At 43.0% G+C, this 24,336-nt stretch carries 20 protein-coding genes; all 20 read left to right on the plus strand.

What is annotated here, in order from left to right:
* Positions 1-184 precede the first annotated feature (184 nt).
* The gene (locus NE638_RS12670; protein WP_173746297.1) at positions 185-1,009 is read left to right on the plus strand and encodes a ParA family protein; all 825 of its coding nucleotides are present in this window, start codon (positions 185-187) and stop codon (positions 1,007-1,009) included.
* Positions 966-1,916: a ParB/RepB/Spo0J family partition protein gene (locus tag NE638_RS12675; protein WP_173746299.1), complete on the plus strand. Its 951-nt coding sequence runs from the start codon at positions 966-968 to the stop codon at positions 1,914-1,916. The genes NE638_RS12670 and NE638_RS12675 overlap by 44 nt, the downstream gene beginning before the upstream one ends.
* 283 nt (positions 1,917-2,199) lie before the next feature.
* On the plus strand, positions 2,200-6,450 hold the full coding sequence (locus NE638_RS12680) for a SpaA isopeptide-forming pilin-related protein (protein ID WP_173746301.1): 4,251 nt from the start codon (positions 2,200-2,202) through the stop codon (positions 6,448-6,450).
* Between the two features lie 161 nt (positions 6,451-6,611).
* Positions 6,612-6,908: a hypothetical protein gene (locus NE638_RS12685; protein ID WP_055062735.1), complete on the plus strand. Its 297-nt coding sequence runs from the start codon at positions 6,612-6,614 to the stop codon at positions 6,906-6,908.
* Between the two features lie 12 nt (positions 6,909-6,920).
* Positions 6,921-7,181 (plus strand): hypothetical protein, encoded by a 261-nt coding sequence (locus NE638_RS12690; RefSeq protein WP_023920501.1) that lies wholly within the window; start codon positions 6,921-6,923, stop codon positions 7,179-7,181.
* Positions 7,162-7,461 carry a hypothetical protein gene (locus NE638_RS12695; protein WP_051335194.1) on the plus strand — a complete coding sequence of 100 codons (300 nt, stop codon included), beginning with the start codon at positions 7,162-7,164 and terminating at the stop codon, positions 7,459-7,461. The genes NE638_RS12690 and NE638_RS12695 overlap by 20 nt, the downstream gene beginning before the upstream one ends.
* A 15-nt stretch (positions 7,462-7,476) precedes the next feature.
* Positions 7,477-14,664, plus strand: coding sequence for an N-6 DNA methylase (locus NE638_RS12705; RefSeq protein ID WP_173746303.1), 7,188 nt, complete (start codon positions 7,477-7,479; stop codon positions 14,662-14,664).
* 20 nt (positions 14,665-14,684) lie between these two features.
* Positions 14,685-15,647 carry a DUF3991 and toprim domain-containing protein gene (locus NE638_RS12710; RefSeq protein ID WP_173746305.1) on the plus strand — a complete coding sequence of 321 codons (963 nt, stop codon included), beginning with the start codon at positions 14,685-14,687 and terminating at the stop codon, positions 15,645-15,647.
* A complete protein-coding gene (locus tag NE638_RS12715) occupies positions 15,644-16,063 on the plus strand; it encodes a DUF3846 domain-containing protein (protein ID WP_173746307.1) in 420 nt (139 codons plus the stop codon). Before NE638_RS12710 ends, NE638_RS12715 begins: the two co-directional genes overlap by 4 nt.
* 135 nt (positions 16,064-16,198) lie before the next feature.
* Positions 16,199-16,357 (plus strand): DUF3789 domain-containing protein, encoded by a 159-nt coding sequence (locus NE638_RS12720; protein ID WP_087203228.1) that lies wholly within the window; start codon positions 16,199-16,201, stop codon positions 16,355-16,357.
* A complete protein-coding gene (locus NE638_RS12725) occupies positions 16,320-16,661 on the plus strand; it encodes a plasmid mobilization protein (RefSeq protein ID WP_002594670.1) in 342 nt (113 codons plus the stop codon). Before NE638_RS12720 ends, NE638_RS12725 begins: the two co-directional genes overlap by 38 nt.
* Positions 16,652-18,037, plus strand: a complete 1,386-nt coding sequence (locus NE638_RS12730; RefSeq protein WP_173746309.1) for a relaxase/mobilization nuclease domain-containing protein — start codon at positions 16,652-16,654, stop codon at positions 18,035-18,037. Before NE638_RS12725 ends, NE638_RS12730 begins: the two co-directional genes overlap by 10 nt.
* Positions 18,021-18,815, plus strand: coding sequence for a PcfB family protein (locus tag NE638_RS12735; RefSeq protein ID WP_148486020.1), 795 nt, complete (start codon positions 18,021-18,023; stop codon positions 18,813-18,815). The genes NE638_RS12730 and NE638_RS12735 overlap by 17 nt, the downstream gene beginning before the upstream one ends.
* Before the next feature lie 6 nt (positions 18,816-18,821).
* Entirely contained in the window at positions 18,822-19,706 is an 885-nt protein-coding gene (locus NE638_RS12740; RefSeq protein ID WP_002594673.1) for a hypothetical protein, read from the plus strand.
* Positions 19,707-19,718: 12 nt separating this feature from the next.
* A complete protein-coding gene (locus NE638_RS12745) occupies positions 19,719-19,922 on the plus strand; it encodes a hypothetical protein (protein ID WP_008789327.1) in 204 nt (67 codons plus the stop codon).
* Positions 19,909-21,717, plus strand: coding sequence for a VirD4-like conjugal transfer protein, CD1115 family (locus tag NE638_RS12750; protein WP_173746311.1), 1,809 nt, complete (start codon positions 19,909-19,911; stop codon positions 21,715-21,717). Before NE638_RS12745 ends, NE638_RS12750 begins: the two co-directional genes overlap by 14 nt.
* Positions 21,718-21,736: 19 nt before the next feature.
* Positions 21,737-22,099: a hypothetical protein gene (locus NE638_RS12755; protein ID WP_015512775.1), complete on the plus strand. Its 363-nt coding sequence runs from the start codon at positions 21,737-21,739 to the stop codon at positions 22,097-22,099.
* Positions 22,100-22,172: 73 nt separating this feature from the next.
* On the plus strand, positions 22,173-23,009 hold the full coding sequence (locus tag NE638_RS12760) for a hypothetical protein (RefSeq protein WP_002594677.1): 837 nt from the start codon (positions 22,173-22,175) through the stop codon (positions 23,007-23,009).
* Between the two features lie 135 nt (positions 23,010-23,144).
* The gene (locus tag NE638_RS12765; protein ID WP_118049505.1) at positions 23,145-23,513 is read left to right on the plus strand and encodes a PrgI family protein; all 369 of its coding nucleotides are present in this window, start codon (positions 23,145-23,147) and stop codon (positions 23,511-23,513) included.
* 102 nt (positions 23,514-23,615) lie between these two features.
* A complete protein-coding gene (locus tag NE638_RS12770) occupies positions 23,616-24,266 on the plus strand; it encodes a hypothetical protein (RefSeq protein WP_002594680.1) in 651 nt (216 codons plus the stop codon).
* Positions 24,267-24,336 lie beyond the last annotated feature (70 nt).

A 24,336-nucleotide genomic window follows, 5' to 3' on the forward strand; every position in this document is an offset into this window, starting at 1 on the left:
CCGGCAGAGGTTAGAATCCTATGATACAGATAAGCAGTCTGTTCCTTAGTGACTTCCCATAAGCATTTTGCTTGGCAAGGGGTGTTGAGAACAAATATTGCTATGACCGATTAGGAAATGAGTCGGTCAGGTACATAGCCATAATGCGGTGGCTATGAATTTTCAGAAAGGAGGGCAAAAAGAAGTGTCAAACTGTAAAACGATTTCCGTATGTAACCAGAAAGGCGGAGTCGGAAAGACCACCACAACAGTTAATCTTGGAGTCGGGCTTGCAATGCAGGGCAAGAAAGTATTGCTCATAGACGCAGACCCGCAGGGAGATTTAACGACTTGTCTTGGTTGGCAGGATACAGACGGCTTGGGTATTACGCTTGCAACGAAACTCACAGATGTAATCAATGAAACGATGACAGACCCTATGGTTGGTATCCTGCACCACGAAGAAGGTGTTGACCTTGTTCCGGCAAACCTTGAGCTTTCAGCAATGGAATTTAACCTTGTGAACGCAATGAGCAGAGAAACTACACTCAAGAATTATCTGAGTCAAGTGAAGAACAGATATGATTATGTAATTATAGACTGTATGCCTTCACTTGGTATGGTTACTCTCAATGCTTTATCGGCGGCAGACAGTGTTATCATTCCGGTTCAGGCTCAGTATTTGCCTGCAAAGGGTATGACACAGCTTGTGCAGACCATTTCAAAAGTAAAGAAGTATATCAATCCGGATATTAAGATAGACGGTATGCTGCTTACTTTGGTGGATAGCCGAACAAACCTTGCAAAGAGTACGGTGGAAGCACTCAGGGCAAACTTCGGTAATCAGATAAGGATGTATCGAACACAAATCCCGATTGCCGTAAAAGCCGCTGAAACTTCTTCCAAAGGTAAAAGCATTTATGCTTATGAGCCAAACAGCACAGTGTCTAAGGCATACGCTGAATTTACAAAGGAGGTGTTAGCCGATGGCAGGAAGAAAGAGCAACTTCACTCTCACGAAGCTCGATGATTTATTTACCACGCAGGCACAGAGAGATGAAGAACAGCTTTCAAAAATCCGAGATATTCCGTTAGAGCTGATTGATGATTTCCCCGACCACCCGTTTAAGGTCAGGGACGATGAAGATATGATGCAGCTTGTGGAGAGTGTCAAGGAAAGAGGAGTTATTACTCCGGCAACGGTAAGGCAGAAAGAGGACGGCAGATACGAACTTGTTTCAGGACACAGACGAAAGCGAGCTTGTGAACTGGCAGGATTTGAAACCCTGAGAAGTGAGATTGTAGACCTGAACAGAGATGAAGCGACCATTTTAATGGTTGAAAGTAATTTCCAGAGGTCAGAGATATTGCCGAGTGAAAAAGCCTTTGCCTATAAAATGCGTTTGGAAGCAATGAAAAGGCAGGGACAAAGAACAGATTTAACTTCTACACCACTGGTGGAGAAGTTGGCAGGTAAAGATGCCCTTTCGGTTTCTCGTATTGGAGAAGAAGTAGGGGAAAGTCGTGAACAAATACGCAGGTATATTCGTCTGACAAACCTTGTTCCTGAATTGCTTGAATTTGTTGACGAGGGGCGTATTAAAATGCGTCCTGCCGTAGAACTTTCCTATCTTGACGAAGATTGCCAGCGTGATGTGGTTGACGAAATCGACCTGAATGACGCTACCCCGTCACACGACCAGACAATCCGTATGCGAAAGTTATTCAACGAGGGCAACCTTACAACAGAAGCAATCCACGCTGTTATGTCTGAGGAAAAGCCGAACCAAAAGGAAAAAATCGTGTTGAGGGGCGACAGAGTAAGACAGCTTATCCCGAAAAACATTCCCGTCAGTCAGACGGAGGATTTTGTCTGCAAGGCATTGGAGCATTACAACAAGTTCTTGCGTAATCGTGCAGAGCGTGACAGCAGATAGCCTGTTTTACAGTTCCCCTTTCTCACACTCTAACCCCTTAGTTATATTTTTACCTACCGAAAATGATATATACTATCTCACTTGAATATAACTATCTCAAAGTATATGTCTATCTCTAAGGGGGAATCGCACAGTATGAACGGACTGGAGGTGTATGATAAAATGAAAAATTAACGAAAATCCGCATTTGTTTTTCGGCAGGTAAATCTTGTCGTAAGAGAAAATCCACAAAGGCACATCGTAGAGATACGGTGTGTTTTCAATTTTTACAGGAGGAAACGCAATGATAAAGTCAAAATTCAAAAGAGTCACGTCGCTTTTCTTGGCGACCCTTATGTGTGTGACCACTTTTGCAGGCATTGGCTCGACAACAGCATATGCTGCTTCGGGAGAAAAAGCCGATGTTTATATGGTCGATTTCCCTCGTGATGGCGATGCTAATTACGATGGGGTATGGGGACACAGCAATTTGACCTTGAAAAATGGTTGGCATACCGGACGTTCCAATTTTACCAATCTTAAGGCTATTGGCTCATACTCAGGCAATGTTGCTTATTGTATTGAGCCGGGAATTTCGCTCAAGGTCGGTCAGACAATGAATAAGTATGACGAAAATTATTTTAATAACCTTGCAGCCAATGGGGTTATTTCCGGAGATGAAATCCGTCTTTTCGTTGGTCGTATTTTACAGTATGGCTATCGTGGGACAATCTCGACTTCTTGGAGGTCACAGAATGAAGCAGCAGCAAACAGCATTGCACAGGCTTATGCCACACAGCTTCTTATCTGGGAAACTGTTATAGGAGAGCGTGATGCGAACTTCAATCATGTAGCAGCCAGTGGTTGTAGCAATGTGAAAGATGTCATCAATGCAAAGCATCCACTCCGCAATAAGATTTTCAGTTATTACAACAGTATGGTGCAGAGTGTACAGAACCATGCGACCATACCGAGCTTTTGTAATAAATCATCCGGTTCGGCAAAGACAATAGAACTTGAGTGGAACGGAAGCAAGTACACAACTACTCTGACAGATTCCAATAATGTGCTGTCCAAATATAATTTCAAGGCAAGCATCAGTGGAGTGAGCTTTTCAGTGAATGGTAACAAACTTACGGTTTCTATGGATACAGCACCGAGTAAGGAATTTACCATTACCGCAACCAAGAAAAATGCAGTCCGCAGAGGTGTGGTTGTATGGTCAGAGGGCAAACACGGTCAGAACTCCAGTGTGCAGGATGTTGTCAGCTATGCTCAGGAAGTAAGCGATAGTATCAACGGTTATGTGAAGATGAAAGTCAGCTATGGTTCTTGTCAGATTGTAAAGACCAGTGAGGACGGAAAGGTTGACGGTATCAACTTCACGATTACCGGAAACGGTATCAATCAGACAGTTACAACAGCTAATGGCGGTAAGTTCCAGATGGATAATCTTATGCCGGGTATCTATACCGTAACCGAGCAGGCATACGATAAGTACGAGCCGCAGGAAACACATAGAGTTACTGTTGTGGCAGGGCAGGTTGCAAAGGTCACTTTCAATAACAAATTGAAGCGTGGCGACCTTCAGGTAGTGAAGTCCTCAGAAGATAACCTTGTTGAAGGTGTGAAGTTCCATCTTTTCGGTACTTCTCTTTCCGGTGATGCTGTTGACCAGTATGCAGTTACGGACAAAGACGGTGTGGCAACTTTCAAAGGTGTGCTTATCAGTGGTTCTGAACCATATATCCTTGAAGAAGTAGACACAGCTATCCGTTATGTTGTGCCAAAAAATCAGACTGCACCAGTGAAGTGGAAAGAAGTAACCACAAGAAACTTCAATAACATTTTGAAGAAATTTACTGTAACAGTAACAAAGAGCGATGCTGAGAAAGGCGAAGCACAGGGCAATGCCAAACTTTCGGGAGCAGTTTACGGTATCTATAAGGGAGAAACGCTTGTAGATAAGTATGTTACTGATGAAAACGGTCAGTTCACTACTAAAGAATATGTTTGTGATACCGACTGGACGGTCAGAGAAATTACACCGTCAGAGGGATATTTGCTTGATAAGACTATCCATGAAGTGGGTGCAGACCCGAAACTTTATGAGGTAGAACACAACCTTACTTCCAATGATGTAACCGAGCAGGTAATCAAAGGCAATGTGGCTATCATTAAACACACCGACGATGGAGAAACAAAGATTGAAACTCCTGAAAAGGGTGCTTCCTTTGAGATTTACCTGAAATCTGCCGGAAGCTATGACGCAGCCGATAAAGACGAGAGAGATACTATCGTTTGCGATGAAAATGGCTTCGGTCAGACAAAAGATATGCCGTATGGTATTTATACCGTACACCAGACTTCCAGTTGGGAAGGCAGAGAGATGATGGACGATTTTGATGTGTTCATTTCACAGAACGCACAGACCTACCGTTATCTCATCAATAACCGTAACTTTGAGAGCTTTGTCAATGTAGTCAAGGTGGACGCAGAAAGCGGAAAGAGTATTCCGTATGCAGGAGCAGGATTTAAGATTTACGACCCACAGGGCAATCAGGTCAAAATGACCTTTACTTATCCGACACCGACCACGATTGATGTGTTCTATACCGACGCAAATGGTTCTCTTGTAACACCTGAGAAACTGGATTATGGCAAGGGATATTCTATCGTAGAGGTACAAGCTCCATACGGATATGTACTTGATGATACTCCGGTATATTTTGATATTACCGAAGAAAATTCCACAGAGGAAGGTGGCGTAACTGTTGTGAAAGTCAATAAGCCGAATATGGCACAGAAAGGTACTATCACGGTTGAAAAAACCGGAGAAGTATTTAGTGGTGTCAATGTAAGTGGTTCTGAGGACAGTGATGTTATTTATCAGCCTGTTTATGAAGTGACAGGACTTGAGGGAGCAGTTTATGAAGTCCGTGCTGCGGAAGATATTAGCACACCGGACGGTACGCTCCGCTGTTCAAAGGGCGAAGTGGTAGATACTATCACAACAAGCTCCGATGGATTTGTGAAGAGCAAAGAACTTTATCTCGGAAAATACGAGGTCAAGGAAATTACAGCACCTTACGGAATGGTAGTCAGTGGCGAAACCCATACGGTTGAGCTTACTTATGCAGGTCAGAATATCTCTGTTACCGAAACTTCCACATCATTCTATAACGAAAGACAGAAAGTGCAGGTAAGCCTTGTAAAAGCCATTGAAAAGGATAAGACATTTGGTATTGGCGACAACGGAGAAATCAAAAACATCAGCTTTGGTCTTTATGCCGCAGAAGATATTGTATCTGCAAGCGGTACAGTTATTCCGGCTGATGGACTGATTGAGATTGTCAGCGTAAATGAAAATGGAACTGCTGTTATGAAGTCAGACCTTCCGTTTGGCAAATACTATGTCAAGGAGATTGCAACCGATGAGCATTATGTTCTCTCTGATACGAAATATCCGGTTATGTTTGAATATGCAGGTCAGGATACCGCAACAGTTGAAATCAAAGTGAATGATGGAAAAGAAATCAAGAATGAACTTATCTATGGTTCTGTATCAGGTAAGAAGATTGACGAGAACGGAGAAGCACTTGAGGGTGCTGTTATCGGTATCTTCAAAGCCGAAGAAACAGAATTTACAAAGGATACTGCACTTATGACGACTACCTCTGCAAAAGACGGTAGTTTTTCTTTTGCAAAAGTTCCTTATGGCAAATGGATTGTAAGAGAAATCGAGCAGCCAAAGGGATTTGTTCTTGATGAAAAGGCGTATGAGGTCAATATCAGCAAAGCCGAGCAGGTAGTTGAAATTGAGATTGTCAATGAGTATGTTCACGGCAATATCAGACTCACGAAGGTGGACGCTGAATATCCAGATAACAAACTTACGGGTGCAACCTTTGAGGTATATAAGGACACCAATGAGAACGGAAAGATTGATGATGGCGATGAACTTATCGGAAATCTTGAAGAAACCGAAACCGGAATTTATGAGATGAAAGAGCTGCTTTACGGAAAATATATTGTCCGTGAAACAAAAGCACCAGAGGGCTTCCTGCTTGATAAGGGAGAATACTCTGTTTTCATTGAGAAAGACGAAACAACTTATTCCGTTGAGAATAAGGCTGGTGTTGGATTTATCAATGAAGCTATGCGTGGAACACTGAAAATCGTCAAGACATCTTCAGATGGTAAGGTTAAAGGTTTTGCGTTCAGAGTAACCGGAGCAAACGGTTATGATATGACATTTGAAACAGATAAGAACGGCGAAATTGTGATTGAGGGACTTCGTATTGGCGAATATACCGTATCCGAAGTGGCAAACAATGCCTCTGCCGCATATATCACACCTGCCGACCAGAATGTTACTATCAAACTTGATGAAACAGCCGTTGTAAAAATGCACAATGAGTTGAGGGATACTCCGAAAACAGGAGATGATACCAATATGAAACTTTGGTATGTCCTTGCCGGACTTTCTGCTGTCGGTATCGCCGTAACTTCTGTTGTTGCATACAAAAAGAAGAAAAAGGAGGGTAACGAGTAATGGAAGCAAAGACAATTATCGCTATCGCATTAGTCGCCGTTATTGTCGGCGGCTTTATCTTTCTTCAGATTAAAAACCGTAAGAAGTAAGTAACAAGCGAACATTAATCAGTCGGGGCAGAGCGTAAAAAACTCTGTCCCTTTAATTTTTGGAGGAACATCATGAAACAACAGAAAACGGTGGAGAGCCGAGTGCTTGAAATCTTAAAGGAATGCCCGATGTCGAGGTATGATGATATGCTTCTTATTCTGCATTATTACAATCGGTACGGATATATACCTGCCGGAAATCTTCCGCTTGAGGATATTGTATTTAATTACCGAGCATACGGACTTCCTTGTTTTGAAACCATACGCAGGGCAAGGCAGAGAGTACAGTCCCTTTTTCCTGAGTATTCACGTAATCCGCAGAAAGAAGAACAGAGCGGCAGTATTTCTATTGTAATCAACATTAGCTAAGGAGGTATTTTCGTGAAAGACAAAGCAACTTTTCAGAATAAGGTCAAGGTGCTGAATAAACTCTTTGACTCCGGTTGTGATACGGAGAAAAAGTTGCAGCAGCTTGATATGGAAGCAATCCTGAAAATCCCGAATATCACGATTCCTGATATGGGTGTGATTATGGAGCTTCAGAAGAATACAAAGTCCGGTAAACTCTTTTCGTATTTGGGCGGCGGTTCTGATGAAGCAACAAAAATGAGAGGTAAGGAAAATGAAGCAACAGGAGAATAGAGCAGAGCCGCAGGAAAAGCAAATTCGATTTATAGACAGTCATTACAATTTGAAATTCTATATTCCCGATGGTGGAAAAATCAAGATTACTTTTCGTGATGGACACACAGCAGACAGAGTGTGCAAGTATATTGATGACTACCATTTGTATGTCGGAAATTGCTGCTATCATATATGCGAGTTTGCTGAAAAAATGGAGCTTAATGGAAGTAAAGTTGAACCTATCAATCAATCCGAACCGTCAAAAAACAAGACCAGAAACAGAGAAAAACAGCGATAAGGAGGTGCAAGAGTAATGGCACGAAAATATGACCTTATTTCTGAGCTTTACAACCGCACCTGCAAAACGGTTGTGTCAAATCCTCAGAACTGGCAGGCATTCTTAGCTTCGGCTTGCCGAAATTATAAGTTACGTTATGACGAGCAGCTTCTTGTATATGCACAGCGACCAGATGCAACAGCGGTTCTTGAGATAGAGCAGTGGAACAAAATTTTTGGCAGATGGGTCAACCGAGGTGCTAGAGGTATTGCTGTTTTTGCTGATGAAAACCGTTCACGGCAAAGACTGACACATTACTTTGACATTTCAGATACTCACGAAAGCAGATATTCAAGAACAGTCCCGATTTGGGATATGCGTCAGGAATACGAAGCTGATGTGATTGAAACATTGGAAAGCACTTTCGGAGAGATTGAGAATAAGAGCAGTCTTGCCGAAGCAATTATGGGAGCAGCAAGAAATGCGGCAGAGGATAATATCCCTGATTATCTGCAAGACCTTTACTATGCAACCGAGGGCAGTTCCTTTGAGGAAGTGGAAGAGGATATTGTGGCTTTCATTTATAAAAATGTCGTGACAAACAGTGTGGCATATATGATGATGTCAAGGCTCGGCGTTGATACGGACGGTTATTTTGAACTTGATGATTTCAGAGATGTTACCAACTTCAATACGCAGGAAACACTCAATGCACTTGGATTTGCTACCAGTGATATTGCAGAAATGGGATTGACGGAAATATCTAAAACAATTACTGCACTCAACCGTCAAAATCGCATAATTGTCGGTCAGGACAGAAATGAATACAATAAGGTTGAAAATAACGACGAAAGGAGTTTGGACAATGAACGAACTGACCTACACGATGGTGGGCGATTACAGCCTTCCGAACCTGAAACTTCCACAGCAGCCGGAAGTGACGTTGGGCAGATACGCTCAGATGAGGAGAGAGTTTCTGAAGGAACATCACAGAGTCCTTTACTACAATCTCCTGACGAGGGGCGAACTGACACAGCACTTGGCGGAAGTGGAACAGAGAGCCAGCAAGATGGAGGAAACAATTCTGAGCCAGATGGCACAGAAAGAGGGAGTGACCGAACAGATGAAAGCGGAGGATATGATGAAATGGGTTCGTCTGATGAACTCCCTTCACAATTCGGCACAGGAAATCGTGAAAGCGGAAGTGATATTCGCTTAGAGTATTACGACAGAACGCACGAGGATAAAAGCCTTTCGTTTTTTGGACGTGATGAAGTAATCAATGAAATTCTCAGAACGACACCACATTTGTCAGCAAGTCTGGAAGAAATCAAAGATTATTATGAACGTAATCCTGATAACAAAGACCGCACAGAGTATATAAAGAGTATTTTCAATAATGATTATACCGAACTTACTTTAGAGGACGGCAGGACAGTAGGGTACAAGACCTTTGAAAACGTTCTGCATTTGTGGGAGGGCAAATACGACAGCAGAACCGCACAGAGCTATTATGATTGGGCTGTTATTGCCCGACATTTTGAAGCTATGCGATTATTGGGAGAATTAAGTGACAGCATAAAACCATTACCGTCAATGGACGGTCAGATGACATTCATATTAGACGGTCGGGCAGAGGAAAAGAAAACCTCTGCCTTTACTTTTTCTCAGGAGATTATCGACGCTGTTCTTGCGAACGGAAGCGGATTTTCTGAGGGTAAAATGCGTATTTATGAGCAGTTTGAAAAAAGCCTTTCTGCAAAAGAAAATGCCGACTTCTTGAAAAATGAATACGGTTGGGGCGGTTCTTATCCCGTCATAATCGGGGCAGGCATTGATGAGAGCCACGATGGAAAAGGTATTACGATTACGAAAGGCATCGGTAAAGAAAATCCACATATCACACTTTCGTGGTCGCAGGTGGAGAAGCGTATCGGGGAACTTATCCGAACGGACAGATACTTAAATCCAAAGGAAAAAGAACACTATCCTCAGTGGCTTGAAAGCCAAGAGGAACGCAGAACCAAAATCGAGGAAACGAAAAGAAATCGTGAGATACTCTCTAATGCACCACCGGAGCAGGAGGTTGAACCAACCGAAAAAGAACCTGAAGAAGCAGAACAGCCGCAAGATATGCAGTATGAATATCATCTTGGCGATAAGGTGTATATCGGTGCTTCTGAGTATGAAATCTTATCTGTTGATGATGAGAGAGTAATGCTCTATGACTATGATATGCCACTGTTCAATAAGGAATTTTCACGCACAGAGTTTGACAGAAAAGTGCGTGAGAACCCGATGAATGAGCATTTGATTGTGAAGGAAGAACCTGCCGAAGAAAGAAATGAAAAAGAGCCTGAGCCAGTAGTTCCTGCTTGGGAGCAGAAGAAAAAGGTCAAGGGCTTTGACCTGCACCCTGATGTGCCTATGGCAGACCGTCATACCTTTAATCTCAGAGAAAATGAGGTTGAAACGGTAGGTAAAAAGGAACGCTTCCGCAGAAATATTATGGCGATACAGCTTCTTAAAAAGTGTCAGGAAGAAAACAGATTTGCCACTCCTGAAGAACAAATTATCTTATCAAAGTATGTCGGTTGGGGTGGACTTTCAGAAGCCTTTGATGAAAATAATTCAGCGTGGGCAACGGAGTATCTGGAACTTTCTTCGGTATTAACACCGGAAGAATATGCTTCGGCAAGAGAAAGCACATTGACTGCGTTCTACACGCCGCCCGAAGTTATCACAGCCATTTATAAGGCAATGGAGCAGATGGGTTTTAAGGAAGGCAACTTGTTAGAGCCGTCCTGCGGTATCGGTAATTTCATCGGTATGCTGCCGGACACAATGCAGGACAGTAAGATTTACGGTGTGGAACTTGATACGATTTCCGCAGGGATTGCACAGCAGCTTTATCAGAAAACAACCATTGCGGCACAAGGATTTGAAGAAACCAATCTGCCGGACAGCTTCTTTGATGGAGTGGTTGGAAATGTACCTTTTGGAGATTTTAAGGTATCGGATAAAAGGTATGACAAGCATAAGTTCCTGATACACGATTACTTTTTTGCCAAGGCCCTTGATAAGTTAAGACCCGGCGGTGTGATGGCTCTTGTAACGAGCAAAGGCACAATGGATAAGGAAACTTTAGCAGTACGAAAGTATATTGCACAGAGAGCAGAGCTTCTTGGAGCAATCCGATTGCCGAATAATACCTTTAAGGGTAATGCAGGAACGGAAGTCGTTTCGGATATTCTTATCCTGCAAAAGCGTGACAGATTGATAGATATTGAGCCGGATTGGGTTCATCTTGATACCGATGAGAACGGAATTAAGATGAACTCTTATTTTGTGCAGCACCCAGAAATGATACTTGGAGAAATGAAAATGGTATCGGGGCGTTTCGGTATGGAAGCAACTTGTGTGCCGTATGAAAATGCAGACCTTGCAGCACAGCTTGATGAAGCGGTAGCAAACATTCACGGGGAAATCACGGAATATGAAGCCGAGGAAGAACTGGAGGAGGAAGATAATTCTATTCCGGCAGACCCGACAGTGAGAAACTTTTCCTATACGGTGGTGGACGATAAAATCTACTATCGTGAAAATTCCCGTATGACTCCGGTGGAGGTGTCGGCAACCGCAGAGAACCGAATTAAGGGTATGATTGCCATTAGAAATTCCGTCAGAACGCTGATTGAATTGCAGACAGAAGATTACCCTGACAGCGAAATCAAAGCGGAGCAGGAGCGATTAAACAGACTTTATGATACCTTTTCAGGTAAGTACGGACTCATTAACAGCCGTGCAAATACTTCTGCTTTCTCGCAGGATAGTTCATTCTCTTTGCTTTCCGCATTGGAGATAATCGGAGAGGACGGAGAACTGGAGCGTAAGGCTGATATGTTTTCTAAGAGGACAATTAAGCCGCATACTCCGGTTACTTCTGTTGATACGGCAAGTGAAGCGTTGGCGGTATCTCTTGGAGAAAAAGCCACGATTGATATGGACTATATGATGGGGCTTTCCGGTAAATCGGAGAATGAAATCTTTGAGGACTTAAAGGGTGTTATCTTCCTAAACCCGCTTTATGAGTATGGAAATTCTTACGAACCGAAGTATCTGATGGCTGATGAATACCTTTCGGGTAATGTCAGGGAAAAGCTGAGGATTGCAAAGAACTCGGCAGAACTCTATCCGAAAGATTATAAGGTCAATGTAGAAGCACTTCAAAAGGTGCAGCCGAAAGACCTGACTGCAAGTGAAATTTCCGTGCGACTTGGTGCAACTTGGTTGCCACCGGACGATGTGCAGGAGTTTATCTTTCATTTGCTTGAAACACCACGCTATGCACAGTGGAATATCAAAGTTCACTTTTTTCCATTTACGAGTGAGTGGAATATTGAGGGCAAATCCTATGACAAAGGAAATGTAAGGGCATATAACACTTACGGAACTTCCCGCATCAATGCCTATAAGATTATTGAGGAAACGCTGAATTTAAAAGATGTGCGTATCTTTGATTATATCGAAGATGATGAGGGAAAGAAAAAGGCTGTCCTAAATAAAAAGGAAACAGCGATTGCTCAGTCGAAGCAGGAAATGATTAAGCAGGAATTTCAGGACTGGATATGGTCTGACCCTGAACGCAGGGAAAGGCTTTGCAAATCTTACAATGAGAAATTCAATAGCGTCAGACCTCGTGAGTATGATGGAAGTCATATCATCTTCAATGGTATGAATCCTGAAATTGAACTCAGGGAACATCAGAAAAATGCGGTTGCTCATATCCTTTACGGAGGAAATACACTTCTTGCACACGCAGTCGGAGCAGGAAAAACTTTTGAAATGGTAGCGGCAGCACAGGAGTCGAAAAGGCTTGGGCTTTGTAACAAGTCACTGTTTGTTGTACCAAATCACTTGACCGAACAATGGGCGGCTGAGTATTTGCAGCTCTATCCGGCGGCGAATATCCTTGTCGCAACAAAGAAAGATTTTGAAACCAAGAACCGTAAAAAGTTCTGCGGCAGGATTGCAACTGGAGATTATGACGCAGTTATCATCGGACATTCACAGTTTGAAAAAATCCCGATGTCCATTGAAAGACAGAGGGCAATCTTAGAACAGCAGCTTGAGGAGATAACCGGAGGAATTGCGGAACTCAAGCGAAACCGAGGGGAAAACTTCTCCATAAAGCAGCTTGAAAAGTCAAAGAAATCTATCAGGCAGAAACTTGATAAACTCAATGACCAGACGAAAAAAGATGATGTTGTAACCTTTGAGGAACTTGGTGTAGACAGACTTTTTGTTGATGAAAGCCATTATTACAAGAACCTTTATCTTTATACAAAAATGCGTAATGTGGGCGGTATCGCACAGACGGAAGCACAGAAATCTTCCGACCTCTTTATGAAGTGTCGTTACCTTGACGAGATTACCGGAGGACGAGGAACCGTATTTGCAACGGGTACACCTATCTCAAACAGTATGGTGGAACTCTATACGATACAGCGATATTTGCAGTACAACACGCTTGTGAAAAATGGGTTGCAGCACTTTGATGCCTGGGCTTCCACTTTCGGAGAAACCATTACGGCAGTGGAACTTACACCGGAAGGAACAGGATACAGAGCAAAGACAAGGTTCGCAAAATTCTATAACTTGCCGGAACTAATGGCGATGTTCAAGGAGATTGCGGACATTAAAACAGCAGATATGTTGAACCTGCCAGTACCGGATGCAAAGTACCATAACATTGCAGTAAAGCCATCGGAAATGCAGAAGGAGATGGTTGCTTCCCTTGCAGAGAGAGCCGAGCAGGTGCGTGGCGGCGGTGTGGATTCAAGCGTAGATAATATGCTGAAAATCACGAATGACGGAAGAAAACTGGCTCTTGACCAGCGTATGCTAAACGATATGCTGCCTGATTTTGAGGGCAGTAAAATCAATGCCTGCGTCGATAACATCTATCGGATATGGAAAGAAAATGCCGACAAGAAATCAGCACAGCTTGTGTTTTGTGACCTTTCCACGCCGAAGAATGATGGCACATTTTCCGTCTATAACGACATCAGGAAGAAGTTGATTGAGAGAGGTATTCCTGAAAGTGAAGTAAAATTTATACACGAAGCCGACACGGATATGAAGAAAAAGGAACTGTTCCAAAAGACCCGCAAGGGAGAAGTCAGGGTGCTTCTTGGCTCTACTCAGAAGATGGGAGCAGGAACGAATGTGCAGGATAAACTTATCGCACTTCACGATGTGGATTGTCCGTGGCGACCTTCAGATTTGGAGCAGCGTTCCGGTAGAATTGTCCGTCAGGGCAATGAAAATCCGCAGGTAGATATTTACCGCTATGTAACAGAGCAGACCTTTGATGCATACCTCTATCAGCTCGTGGAAGGTAAGCAGAAGTTCGCAAGTCAGATTATGACGAGCAAATCTCCGGTCAGGTCAGCAGAGGATATTGATGAAACTGCACTGTCCTATGCGGAGATAAAAATGCTTGCAACAGGCAATCCGTATATCAAAGAAAAGATGGACTTAGACATTCAGGTGCAGAAGCTGAAGATGTTAAAATCCAATTTCTTATCGGAGAAATACGGACTGGAGGATAAGGTCATCAAGTTCTATCCACAACAGATTGCTTACTTAAAATCCCGTGTAGAGGGACTTACAAAAGATGTTGAAACAGCAAAATCACACCCGAAACCGATAGACGAGCAGCCGCTTGGAATGATGGTATTGGGTGTTTCTTATTCCGAAAAAGCCGAAGCAGGTCAGGCAATCATCAATGCCTGCAAGTCAATGAACAGTCCTGATGCGATACCACTTGGCGAGTACCGTGGCTTTCAAATGGAGCTGTATTTTGATACGGTGCAGCGTAATTATGTTGTGAAACTGAAAGGCGAAACGAGCAGAGATGTACCGCTTGGCGATGATGCTCATGGTAATATCGTGAGAATAGATAACGGCATAGAACGCTTTGAGGAAGCACTTGCTGATACGAAAAACAGCCTTGAAAATACGGAGAAGCAGTTTGAAACAGCGAAGCAGGAAATCGAAAAGCCGTTTGCAAAGGAGGAAGAATTGAGGGCAAAAACTGCCAGACTTGATGAGTTGAATATCCTGCTCAATATGGATAAAAAGGAAAATGAGATTGTCGGCGGAGAGCCTGATGAGGGCGAAGCAGTCGGCGGCAGAAAGGAGAAATCGTATGAGAGATAAACAGAAAGGCGGTGGTCGATATGCCATTTATCGCACCTGAGTTAATCATTCAGGCGAAGCAGATGGACTTATTAACCTACCTGAGAAATTATGAACCGTATGAGCTGGTTAAGTTTTCAGGTAACACCTATTGCACCAGAACCCACGATAGTTTGAAGATTTCAAACGGGAAATGGATATGGTGGTCGAGAGGTATCGGTGGCAGGAGTGCTTTGGATTATCTGATTAAGGTCAAAGGTTACAGCTTCCTTGAAGCGGTGGAAACCATTATCGGACACACAGCGATTCAGGCTCCGGTCTATGAAAAGCTACAGCCAAAAGAGGAAAATAAACCGCTTCTTCTCCCTGAAAAATGTGCTTCCAACAGAGTGATTACAGAGTATCTTTTCGGGAGAGGAATAGATTTTGAAATCATCAATTACTGTATCTCTAATGACCTTATCTTTGAGAGCCTGCCGTATCACAATGTTGTGTTTGTAGGCTATGACGAGAAGAAAGAGCCGAAATATGCAGCCTACCGTTCCACGAATAAGCGTAGGATTATGGGCGATTGCAGTGGCAGTAAAAAAGATTATTCTTTTCGGCTTGGTAAGGAAAACTTGGAGGAAGTACACCTCTTTGAGTGTGCCATAGACCTGTTATCCTATGCCACGCTTGCGAAGCTGAACGGGCAGGATTGGAAAGAAATGAGCTTTGTTTCGCTGTCCGGGGTGTATTCTCCGGCAAAGAAAATTGAGGACAGTAAAGTGCCGATTGCACTGGAAAAGTATCTTGGCAGTAACCCATCTGTCAGGAAAATCCGTATCCATTTTGACAATGATATAGCGGGCAGAAAGGCAGCACAGACCTTAAAAACCATTCTGCCGGATAAGTATGAAATCGTTGATGAGCCACCAAAAGCAGGTAAGGACTTCAACGATTTTCTTTGTATGCGGATGGGAATTTACAATAAAAAAACACACGAAAGGAATGAAGAACGATGAATGATTCTAAGATTAAAGTTCTCTTGGTAGAACCGGAAAAGTACCCGAAGAAAATTGTAATCGACGACAGTCTGGAAGCAATGCAGGAGGTTGTTGGAGGGGATATTGAGGAATATATGCCCTTTGATGATGACGTTGCAATCATCTGTAATGAGGAAGGAAAGGTAAGAGGACTTCCGCTTAATCGTGCAGTTTATGTGCAGGACAACGATAAGAAAGAGATGGTAGATATTATCTGCGGCAAGTTCTTTATCTGTTATGCACCGTCTGAGAGTGAGAGTTTTCAGAGCTTGCCGGACGATATGATGAAGAAGTATAAGGAACAGTTCAAGTATCCTGAACGCTTTTCTAAGGAAGTGGGCGGCAATATCGTGGCTGAACCTTTTAAGCCGAAATCAAAGGATTATGAGAGATAGTAGCCTGAGAACGGGGCAACCCGGAGGAGATGTTTATTCTTAGCGAGCAGACCATTTGGATAAACACAGTTTCCCAAACGGTAAAAGGCTCGTTAGGGGTTGCCCCTAATACCCCGTGAGAAAGGAGAACTTGATTTGAGAGAGTTATTACTTATCGCCGCCGGAACACTGCTCGGCAGTTGTCTTGGCGTTACGATGATGTGCTTATTCCAGATTAACAAAGATTGCAGAGTAAAGAGAAAGGAAGATACCGATTATGAGAAAGAGAAACATTCAGAAGATTGTACGCTTTAACCGCAAGGAAGCACAGGATTTGGCAGCAAAGGCAAAGAAGGCTTGTCTTTCCGAAGCAGGACTTATCCGTTTGCTTATCAGAGGTTACGAGCCGAAAGAGAAACCCGATGACCGCTTCTATGATGTGATGAGGGAACTTTCCTCTATCGGTAATAACATCAATCAGCTTGCTGCCAAAGCAAATACACTCGGTTTCATTGACGCACCTATGCTGAAGAATGAAGCTGCAAAGTGGAATAAGTTCCAGTCAGAGATTGAGAGGACATATCTTCGTCCAAATCAGAGCGAAATGAAATGGCAGTAACAAAGTTGTGGTCGGTAACAGAAAGGCTCGGTCAGGTCATTGACTATGCAACCAATCCCGAAAAGACTTCTGCAAATATCAAAAGGGAGTTTTCACCGGAACAGTATCAGGCTCTTGCTGATGTTATTGCTTATGCAAAGGATGAAGAAAAAACAGAGCGAGAATTTTATGTTGAGGGTATCAACTGTAATGTGGCGATTGCCCGTGACCAGTTCATAACGGTTAAGGAACAGTACCAAAAGACAGACGGTATCCAAGCCTATCACGGATATTTGAGTTTCAAGGAAACAGATATATCTCCTGAGATGGCACAGAAAATCGGAATGGAATTTGCAAATGAAGTGTGGGGTAAAAGATTTCAGGTTGTTGTGACAACCCATCTGAACACAAAGCACCTGCATTGCCATTTTGTCATCAACTCTATTTCTTTTGTCGATGGCAAACATTTGTGGGGAGAGGAAAAAGCGTGGTTCAAATTCCGAAAAGTTGCAGACAGAATTTGTGAGAAGTACGGACTTTACTATGACCCGAATCCGAACCGCAGTAAGCAGTCGGATTATCTGACGATGAAAGAAAAGGCAGGTATGCCGACACGCTACTCGGTTGCAAAAGAAGCCATTGATTATGCTATCGACCACAGCAAGACCCTGAAAGAATTTCAGTTTGCTCTCAAGGAAATGGGATATGCCTATAACCTAAGTCCAAGCCGAAAATACTGGACGGTCATTCCAAAGGGATACGATAAGCCGATACGACTGAAAAATCTCGGAGCAGATTATATCAATGACCGGATTGTAGAGCGTATCAAAGAAAATCGTGACAGATGGGCAGAGATTGAGCCGTTCCAGAGGGCGACTTATAAACCAAGACAGTACCGTATGCAGACCAGAGGGCAGAAGCTGAAAAAGAAAGGCGGGCTTTATGGGCTGTATCTGTATTACTGTTACAGACTTGGTTATCTGCCCAAGTATAAGAAACAGAATAACGCAAGGCTTCATTATCTTTTGAAAGATGATTTGATGAAGCTCGATAAGATTACTGATGAAGTAAGGCTGCTCGGACGAGAAAATATTTCCACGGACGAACAGCTTTTTTCATATAAGACTTCCTTAGAGGAGCAGATGAAAAATCTGATTGCCGGAAGAACACATCTCCGAAAAAAGATAAGAACAAATATTGATGATGGTCAGCTTCAGGCGGCAAAAGATGAAATCGCTTCTATCAATGGAGAATTGAAAAAACTCCGACGGGAAGTAAAACTCTGCGAGGATATTGCGGAGAGGTCAAAGGTTATGGAAGAAAACCTTGAGCATATCGAAACAGAGGAACAAAAACAGCAGAGAAAGGAGAAATCACGCTATGAACAACGGTGGTGACGCAGCAGAGCAGGTCGTTAGGCTTTCGCTTGAAGGATTTGAAGTTGCTGCAAGATTAAGCGGTTCGGCGGCGAAGAATATCGCATTGCTTTTGGTATCGGTTCTGAAGCAGGAACAAAAGACGAAGGGCAAAGCAAGGCTTACCAATATGATTAAGTCAGGCAAGGAGCTGAAAGTCTTTTCCATTCCGCAAAAGGATTTGAAGAAGTTTACCGAACAGGCAAAACGCTATGGCGTTCTTTATTGTGTCCTCAGAGATAAGAACACAAAGGGAGAGAACACTCCGGTAGATATTATTGCAAGAGCAGAGGACGCTTCTAAAATTCAGCGTATCGTTGAAAGATTTGAACTTGGCAAGGTGGATAAGGCTTCGATTGTCAGTGAAGCAGAGAAGGCTATCGCAGACCGTGAAGCGGTTGAGAAAGAAAAGCCGACCAAATCCAAAAGTGAAATCATTATGGAAGAAGCAGTCAGAAATCCAATGCAGAAAGAGGAGCGAGCAAACGCAAACCCCTCAGTCGCCAAAACAGACAAAAGCCCTCTGTCAAGGCAAAACTCAGAGCCGGTAGAAACGCAATCTGATAAGGGTGTTGCAAAGCCAGTGGAAAAGCCATCGGTCAAAGAGAAACTTGACCGTTACAAGGCACAGGCAAAACAGCAAAAAGAAGCAGAGCGTAAAGAGCCGGAGGTTAAGAAAGACGGCAAGAAGCCGCAGCAGAAAAACGGTCAGACGGTACACCGTCAGCCGAAGAAGAAACCCAAAACAAAAGAGAGGTAATTCACTATGACAAATGATTTCAAACCCGCAAAGGCTGGCGGTAATCAGCCGAGATTATCCAAAGAGGAGTATGCGGAAAAGAAGCGAGCAGAAAAAGAAAAGGTCTATCAGATGATTGATGACGCTGCCCGTGAGATTGTGAGTGACCCTGAGAAATTCAAGAGTTTTCTTGATACGCAGAGTCGAATGGACAGATATTCCGCAGCAAATGCTCTCCTTATTTACAGTCAGTATCCGCAGGCGACACAGCTTAAAGATTTTGATGATTGGGGTAAGGACAATGTGAAGATTACCAAAGGGGCAAAGAGTATTTCTATCCTTGAACCAGTGGAATACACAAGAGCAGATGGTTCTCCGGGTATTTCCTACAATGTCAAAAAGGTATTTGATGTTACGCAGACAAATGGAAGAAAAGCTCCGGCAGTATCAGCAAACCGTGACCCGAAAGCACTTATCACGACAATGCTTGATGTATCTCCGGTGGAGGTTGCGGCAACCGATGAACTTCCGTATCCGAATATGGCAGCTTTCTATAATAATGAAAAGCAGACCTTGTATGTGAAGCGTAATGTGGGTGACAGCGTAGCGGTTGCTCAGTGTGTCGCTCAGGAACTCGGACACGCACAGCTTTCTATCAACAGTGAAAGTTACAGCCGCAGGGATATGGGATTTCAGGCAGTGTGTATCGGATATATGCTTTGCAAGAAGTATGGCGTAGATACACAGAACTTTGCGATTAACCGTATTCCGGAGGGACTGGCTTCCAAAGAGCCGAAAGAAATCCGTGCGGAGCTTTCCAAGACCCGAAATGCAATGGCAGAAATTCATAGTCATATCTCTGATGAAATGTTCCGCAAAAAGCAGGAGCGTTCAAAGGACTATGAGAGATAACGGAGGGCAGATATGGAAAAAGAAAAACTCTACCACATTGCTTTGGACGATTACGAACACGGTGTTGTCATTCGCTCCTTAAACGATGAGAAAACAAAGTTGATGGAGGAAGGCAAGTCCGCAGATGCAGTAGACGACCTGCTTGTAAAAGTCGGAAATGCCCCATTGAAAAAGTTCAAAGTAATTGAAAGGAAACGCTCAGATGAAGCGAGATAATGACAGGCAGACTGCCATTATTTTATCCATTGTCGGTATCGTCCCGGTCATATGGCTGGCACTTCTGATTGCACCTTCCATAAGCGGAGGATTGCCGGAGATAGCAGCCAATCTTGCGACACTCTTTGATAATCCGTTTTCCATAAAATTATGTGAGGACAGTCTGAAAACTGTCCTCATTTTGCTTTTGTGCTATGGAATGGGTATCGGGATTTATTTCTCGACAAGAAAGAATTACCGAAGACGAGAGGAACACGGTTCTGCCAAATGGGGCAATGTCAGAGCCATTGATAAGAAATACCGACAAAAACCGCTGTCAGAAAATAAGCTGATGACTCAGAATGTGTGCATTGGGCTTAATGCCAAGAAGCACAGACGAAATCTGAATACGCTTGTGTGCGGCGGCTCCGGTGCAGGTAAGACAAGGTTTTACGCAAAGCCTAATATTATGAACGCTGCCAGAAACAGCTATGTGATATTAGACCCGAAAGGGGAAATCCTGCGAGATACGGGACATCTTCTTGAGAAGAAAGGTTACGAAGTGCGTGTGCTTGATTTGATTTCAATGGAGAAAAGCCATTGTTACAATCCGTTTGTCTATTTGCAGAATGACAATGATGTGCAGAAGCTCGTGACAAATCTTTTCAAGAGTACCACTCCGAAAGGTTCACAGAGCAATGACCCGTTTTGGGATACGGCAGCGTCAATGCTTCTGCTCGCACTTGTATTTTATCTGCACTATGAAGCACCGCCGGAAGAACAGAATTTTGCAATGGTAATGGAAATGCTCAGAGCCGGGGCGATTGAGGACGAGGACGACCCAAGTCCTTCCCCACTTGATAATCTGTTTTCGGATTTGATGATAGATAATCCTGACCACATTGCTTTGAAGTATTACCACTCTTATCATTCCGGTTCTTCCAAAACATTAAAATCCATACAGATAACCCTTGCAGCAAGGCTTGAAAAGTTCAACTTGGAGAGTCTTGCTGCTCTTACTTCTGCCGATGAACTGGATTTGCAGTCACTCGGAGAGAAAAAGGTGGCTCTGTTTGCACTGATACCGGATAACGACTCCAGTTTCAACTTCTTGGTATCCATTCTTTACACACAGCTCTTTCAGCAGTTGTTTTATGCAGCCGACCATATCCACGGCGGCTGTTTGCCGATGCCTGTTCATTTTATGATGGACGAATTTGCCAATGTTTCACTGCCGGACGACTTCGACAAGATACTGTCGGTTATGCGTTCCCGTGGGGTATCTGTAAGCATCATCTTACAGAACTTGGCACAGCTTAAAGCCTTGTTTGAAAAACAGTGGGAGAGCATTGTGGGTAACTGCGATGAATTTCTTTACCTTGGTGGAAATGAGCAGTCAACCCATAAATATGTGTCGGAGCTGTTGGGCAAGGAAACCATTGATACCAACACGTTCGGAAAGAGTACCGGAAGAAGTGGTAACTATTCCACCAACTATCAGATTAGCGGCAGAGAGTTACTTACCCCTGATGAGGTGCGTATGCTCGATAATCAGTACGCTATTTTATTTATCCGTGGGGAAAGACCCATTATGGATTTCAAATATGACATTATGAAACACCCGAATGTGGCACTTACCACAGACGGAAAGGCGAGTCCTTATAAGCACGGAGAAGTCACAAAAGATATTGCTTCGATTGCCATTTGGGACATTGACCCTGCAACACTTCCTGAAAAGGGAATAGAAGAAACGAACTGGGAACTTCTTTCCGATGAGGAGATGGAAGCTCTGTTCATAAACAATCAAACAAATTAAATTTTGGAGGTATTCAACTATGACTATTTTTAAGAAAAAAGCAACTGACATTCAGGAAACAAAGAAACTGCCTATGACCGGAAAGGTTAAGAAAGGCTTCCGTGCTTACTGCACAATGGTCATTGTCGGTGCGTTGGCACTTGGAATGACAACGACTGCATTTGCAGCGAATGACCCGCTTACCGTAGTCAATAATCTGTCCGACTTTATCTTCGGACTTATCCGTGCCATCGGTATGATTTTGCTTGGCTTTGGTATCGTGCAGGTCGGTCTTTCACTCAAATCTCACGACCCTTCTCAGAGAGCCAATGGCTTCCTGACTCTTGCGGGCGGTGTCATTATCACTTTTGCGAAAGAAATCCTTACTCTTATCACAGGCTAAGATAAGAGTTACACAGTTATCGAGGGGTGTGCCAAGTTAAGGGACACCCCTTAATTGTAAGGAGGTGCTTTGAATGAGTGATAACTGGGTAGTTCAAAATCTTGAAAATGCCCTTGAAACTTGGAATGAAAAACTTTCGGAAATATGGACACTCATCACAACTACACCGCAGAACTTTAAGGGCGGGAATATCTGGAAGGTTATTGTTGACATCAACGGTGCAGTTCAGGCTATCGGGCTTGCCTTACTTGTATTGTTTTTTGTGATAGGTATGGTAAAGACCTGCGGAAGTTTTACAGATGTGAAGAAACCGGAACACGCTTTAAAACTCTTTGTCCGTTTTGCATTGGCGAAAGGTGTTATCACATACGGAATGGAGCTTATGCTTGCATTATTTAATATCGTGCAAGGGACGATTTCAACCATTATGAATGCTGCTGGATTTGGAACTCCGGAACAGACGACCTTACCCGCAGAGATGGTAACGACCATAGAGGATTGCGGATTTTTTGAGAGTATCCCTTTGTGGGCGGTAACGCTTATCGGAGGATTATTTATCACGGTGCTGTCGTTCATTCTGATAATGACAGTGTATGGACGATTTTTCAAGTTGTATATGTACACAGCACTTGCACCGATACCGCTTTCCACATTTGCAGGAGAACCTACACAGAATGTAGGCAAGAGTTTTATCAAAAGCTATTGTGCAGTTCTGCTTGAGGGAGCAGTCATTGTACTTGCTTGTATTATTTTCTCCGTATTTGCTTCATCGCCACCAGTAGTGAATCCTGATGCAGCAGCAGTTACGCAGGTGTGGGCATATATCGGGGAATTGGTATTTAATATGCTTGTTCTTGTCGGTGCAGTAAAAATGTCTGACCGTATTATCCGAGAGATGATGGGACTTTAAGGAGAGATTTTGAGATGAACCAAAGAGATTGTAAGAAATGCGTTTACTATGGCGGTAAACGAAAAGGCAAAGTCTTTTGCCTGAATGATAAATGCGTGAGGGAGAAAGACCGAAACCGCAGGAAAGGAAACAGATATGGAAGTAAAAATTAACCGAGAAATCAGAAATTATACAGAGTCAATGTTTTTTGGACTGTCGCTCAGACAGTTCATTTTTTCTGTTCTCGCTTGTGGCGTTGCGGTAGGACTGTATTTCTTGCTCAGACCGTATGTTGGCACGGAAACCGTATCGTGGGTGTGCATTTTGGGTGCTGCTCCGTTTGCGGCACTTGGTTTTGTGAAGTACAACGGTATGACCGCAGAGAAAGCAATCTATGCGTGGATAAAGTCGGAGTTTTTGATGCCGAAGAAGCTGGTATTTCACTCCACCAATGTGTATTACGAACTGATGAAGCCAAGCATTGAACAGAAGCAGAAGGACCATTTTCGAGAATCTAAAACATAAAATAAGATTTAAGCTATTGACAGACAGGTGCTTTCTGAATATACTATAATGATTTAGCATTTGACTAGATGGGCGGCTTGGGAAGAAAGGAGAAATGTTAATATGTATAAGTATGTGGAAGACAAACAGTTTCTGAGCCGTATGCGTTCGTTATGTGGAGAAATAATGCAAGACCTTTGCCATACGCTTAAAGAAGAATATGACATTGGTGCTTCATTCTATCTCGTGGGTAGTGGTGCAAGAAACCTGATATTACAAAATGCTAATCAACCGATTGATTTGGATTATAATCTTGAAATCACAAGAATTGATGATTGGGAAGATTGCAAAGAAATCAAAGAATGTGTCAGAAAGGCTTTCAATATTGTTCTTAGAGAATATGGGTGGAGTGACTGCCAAGATTCTACCTCATCTTTAACAACGGAAAAGCGGCACTTTAATCAGGGAAATAGTACAGAATTTTCAATGGATATTTGTATTGTTTGCGAGGATACAGACGGAAACTATCATCGCCTTATTCACGATAAGAGATGTTTTCCAAACAGATATTTCTGGAATCAAGCACCTAATTCAAGAAACATTAGAGAGAAAGCAAAGTATATCAAAGAAAAAGGAAAATGGACATTAGTTAGAGAGCAGTATCTGAAAATAAAAAAGCAGTATTTGACTTCCAACGACTACAATCATTCCTCTTTCATTTGCTATATTGAAGCAGTCAATAATGTATATAATTCAAGAAAGCACTGGAACTAAATAAAACCAATTTGATGTATCGTCACTATAATCAGTGGCGATATTTTTTTGCCAAAAGGAGGTCATGAGT

The sequence above is a fragment of the Blautia sp. MSK.18.38 genome (genome assembly GCF_024460535.1).
In the GTDB taxonomy this organism is placed as follows: Bacteria; Bacillota; Clostridia; order Lachnospirales; family Lachnospiraceae; genus Blautia_A; species Blautia_A fusiformis.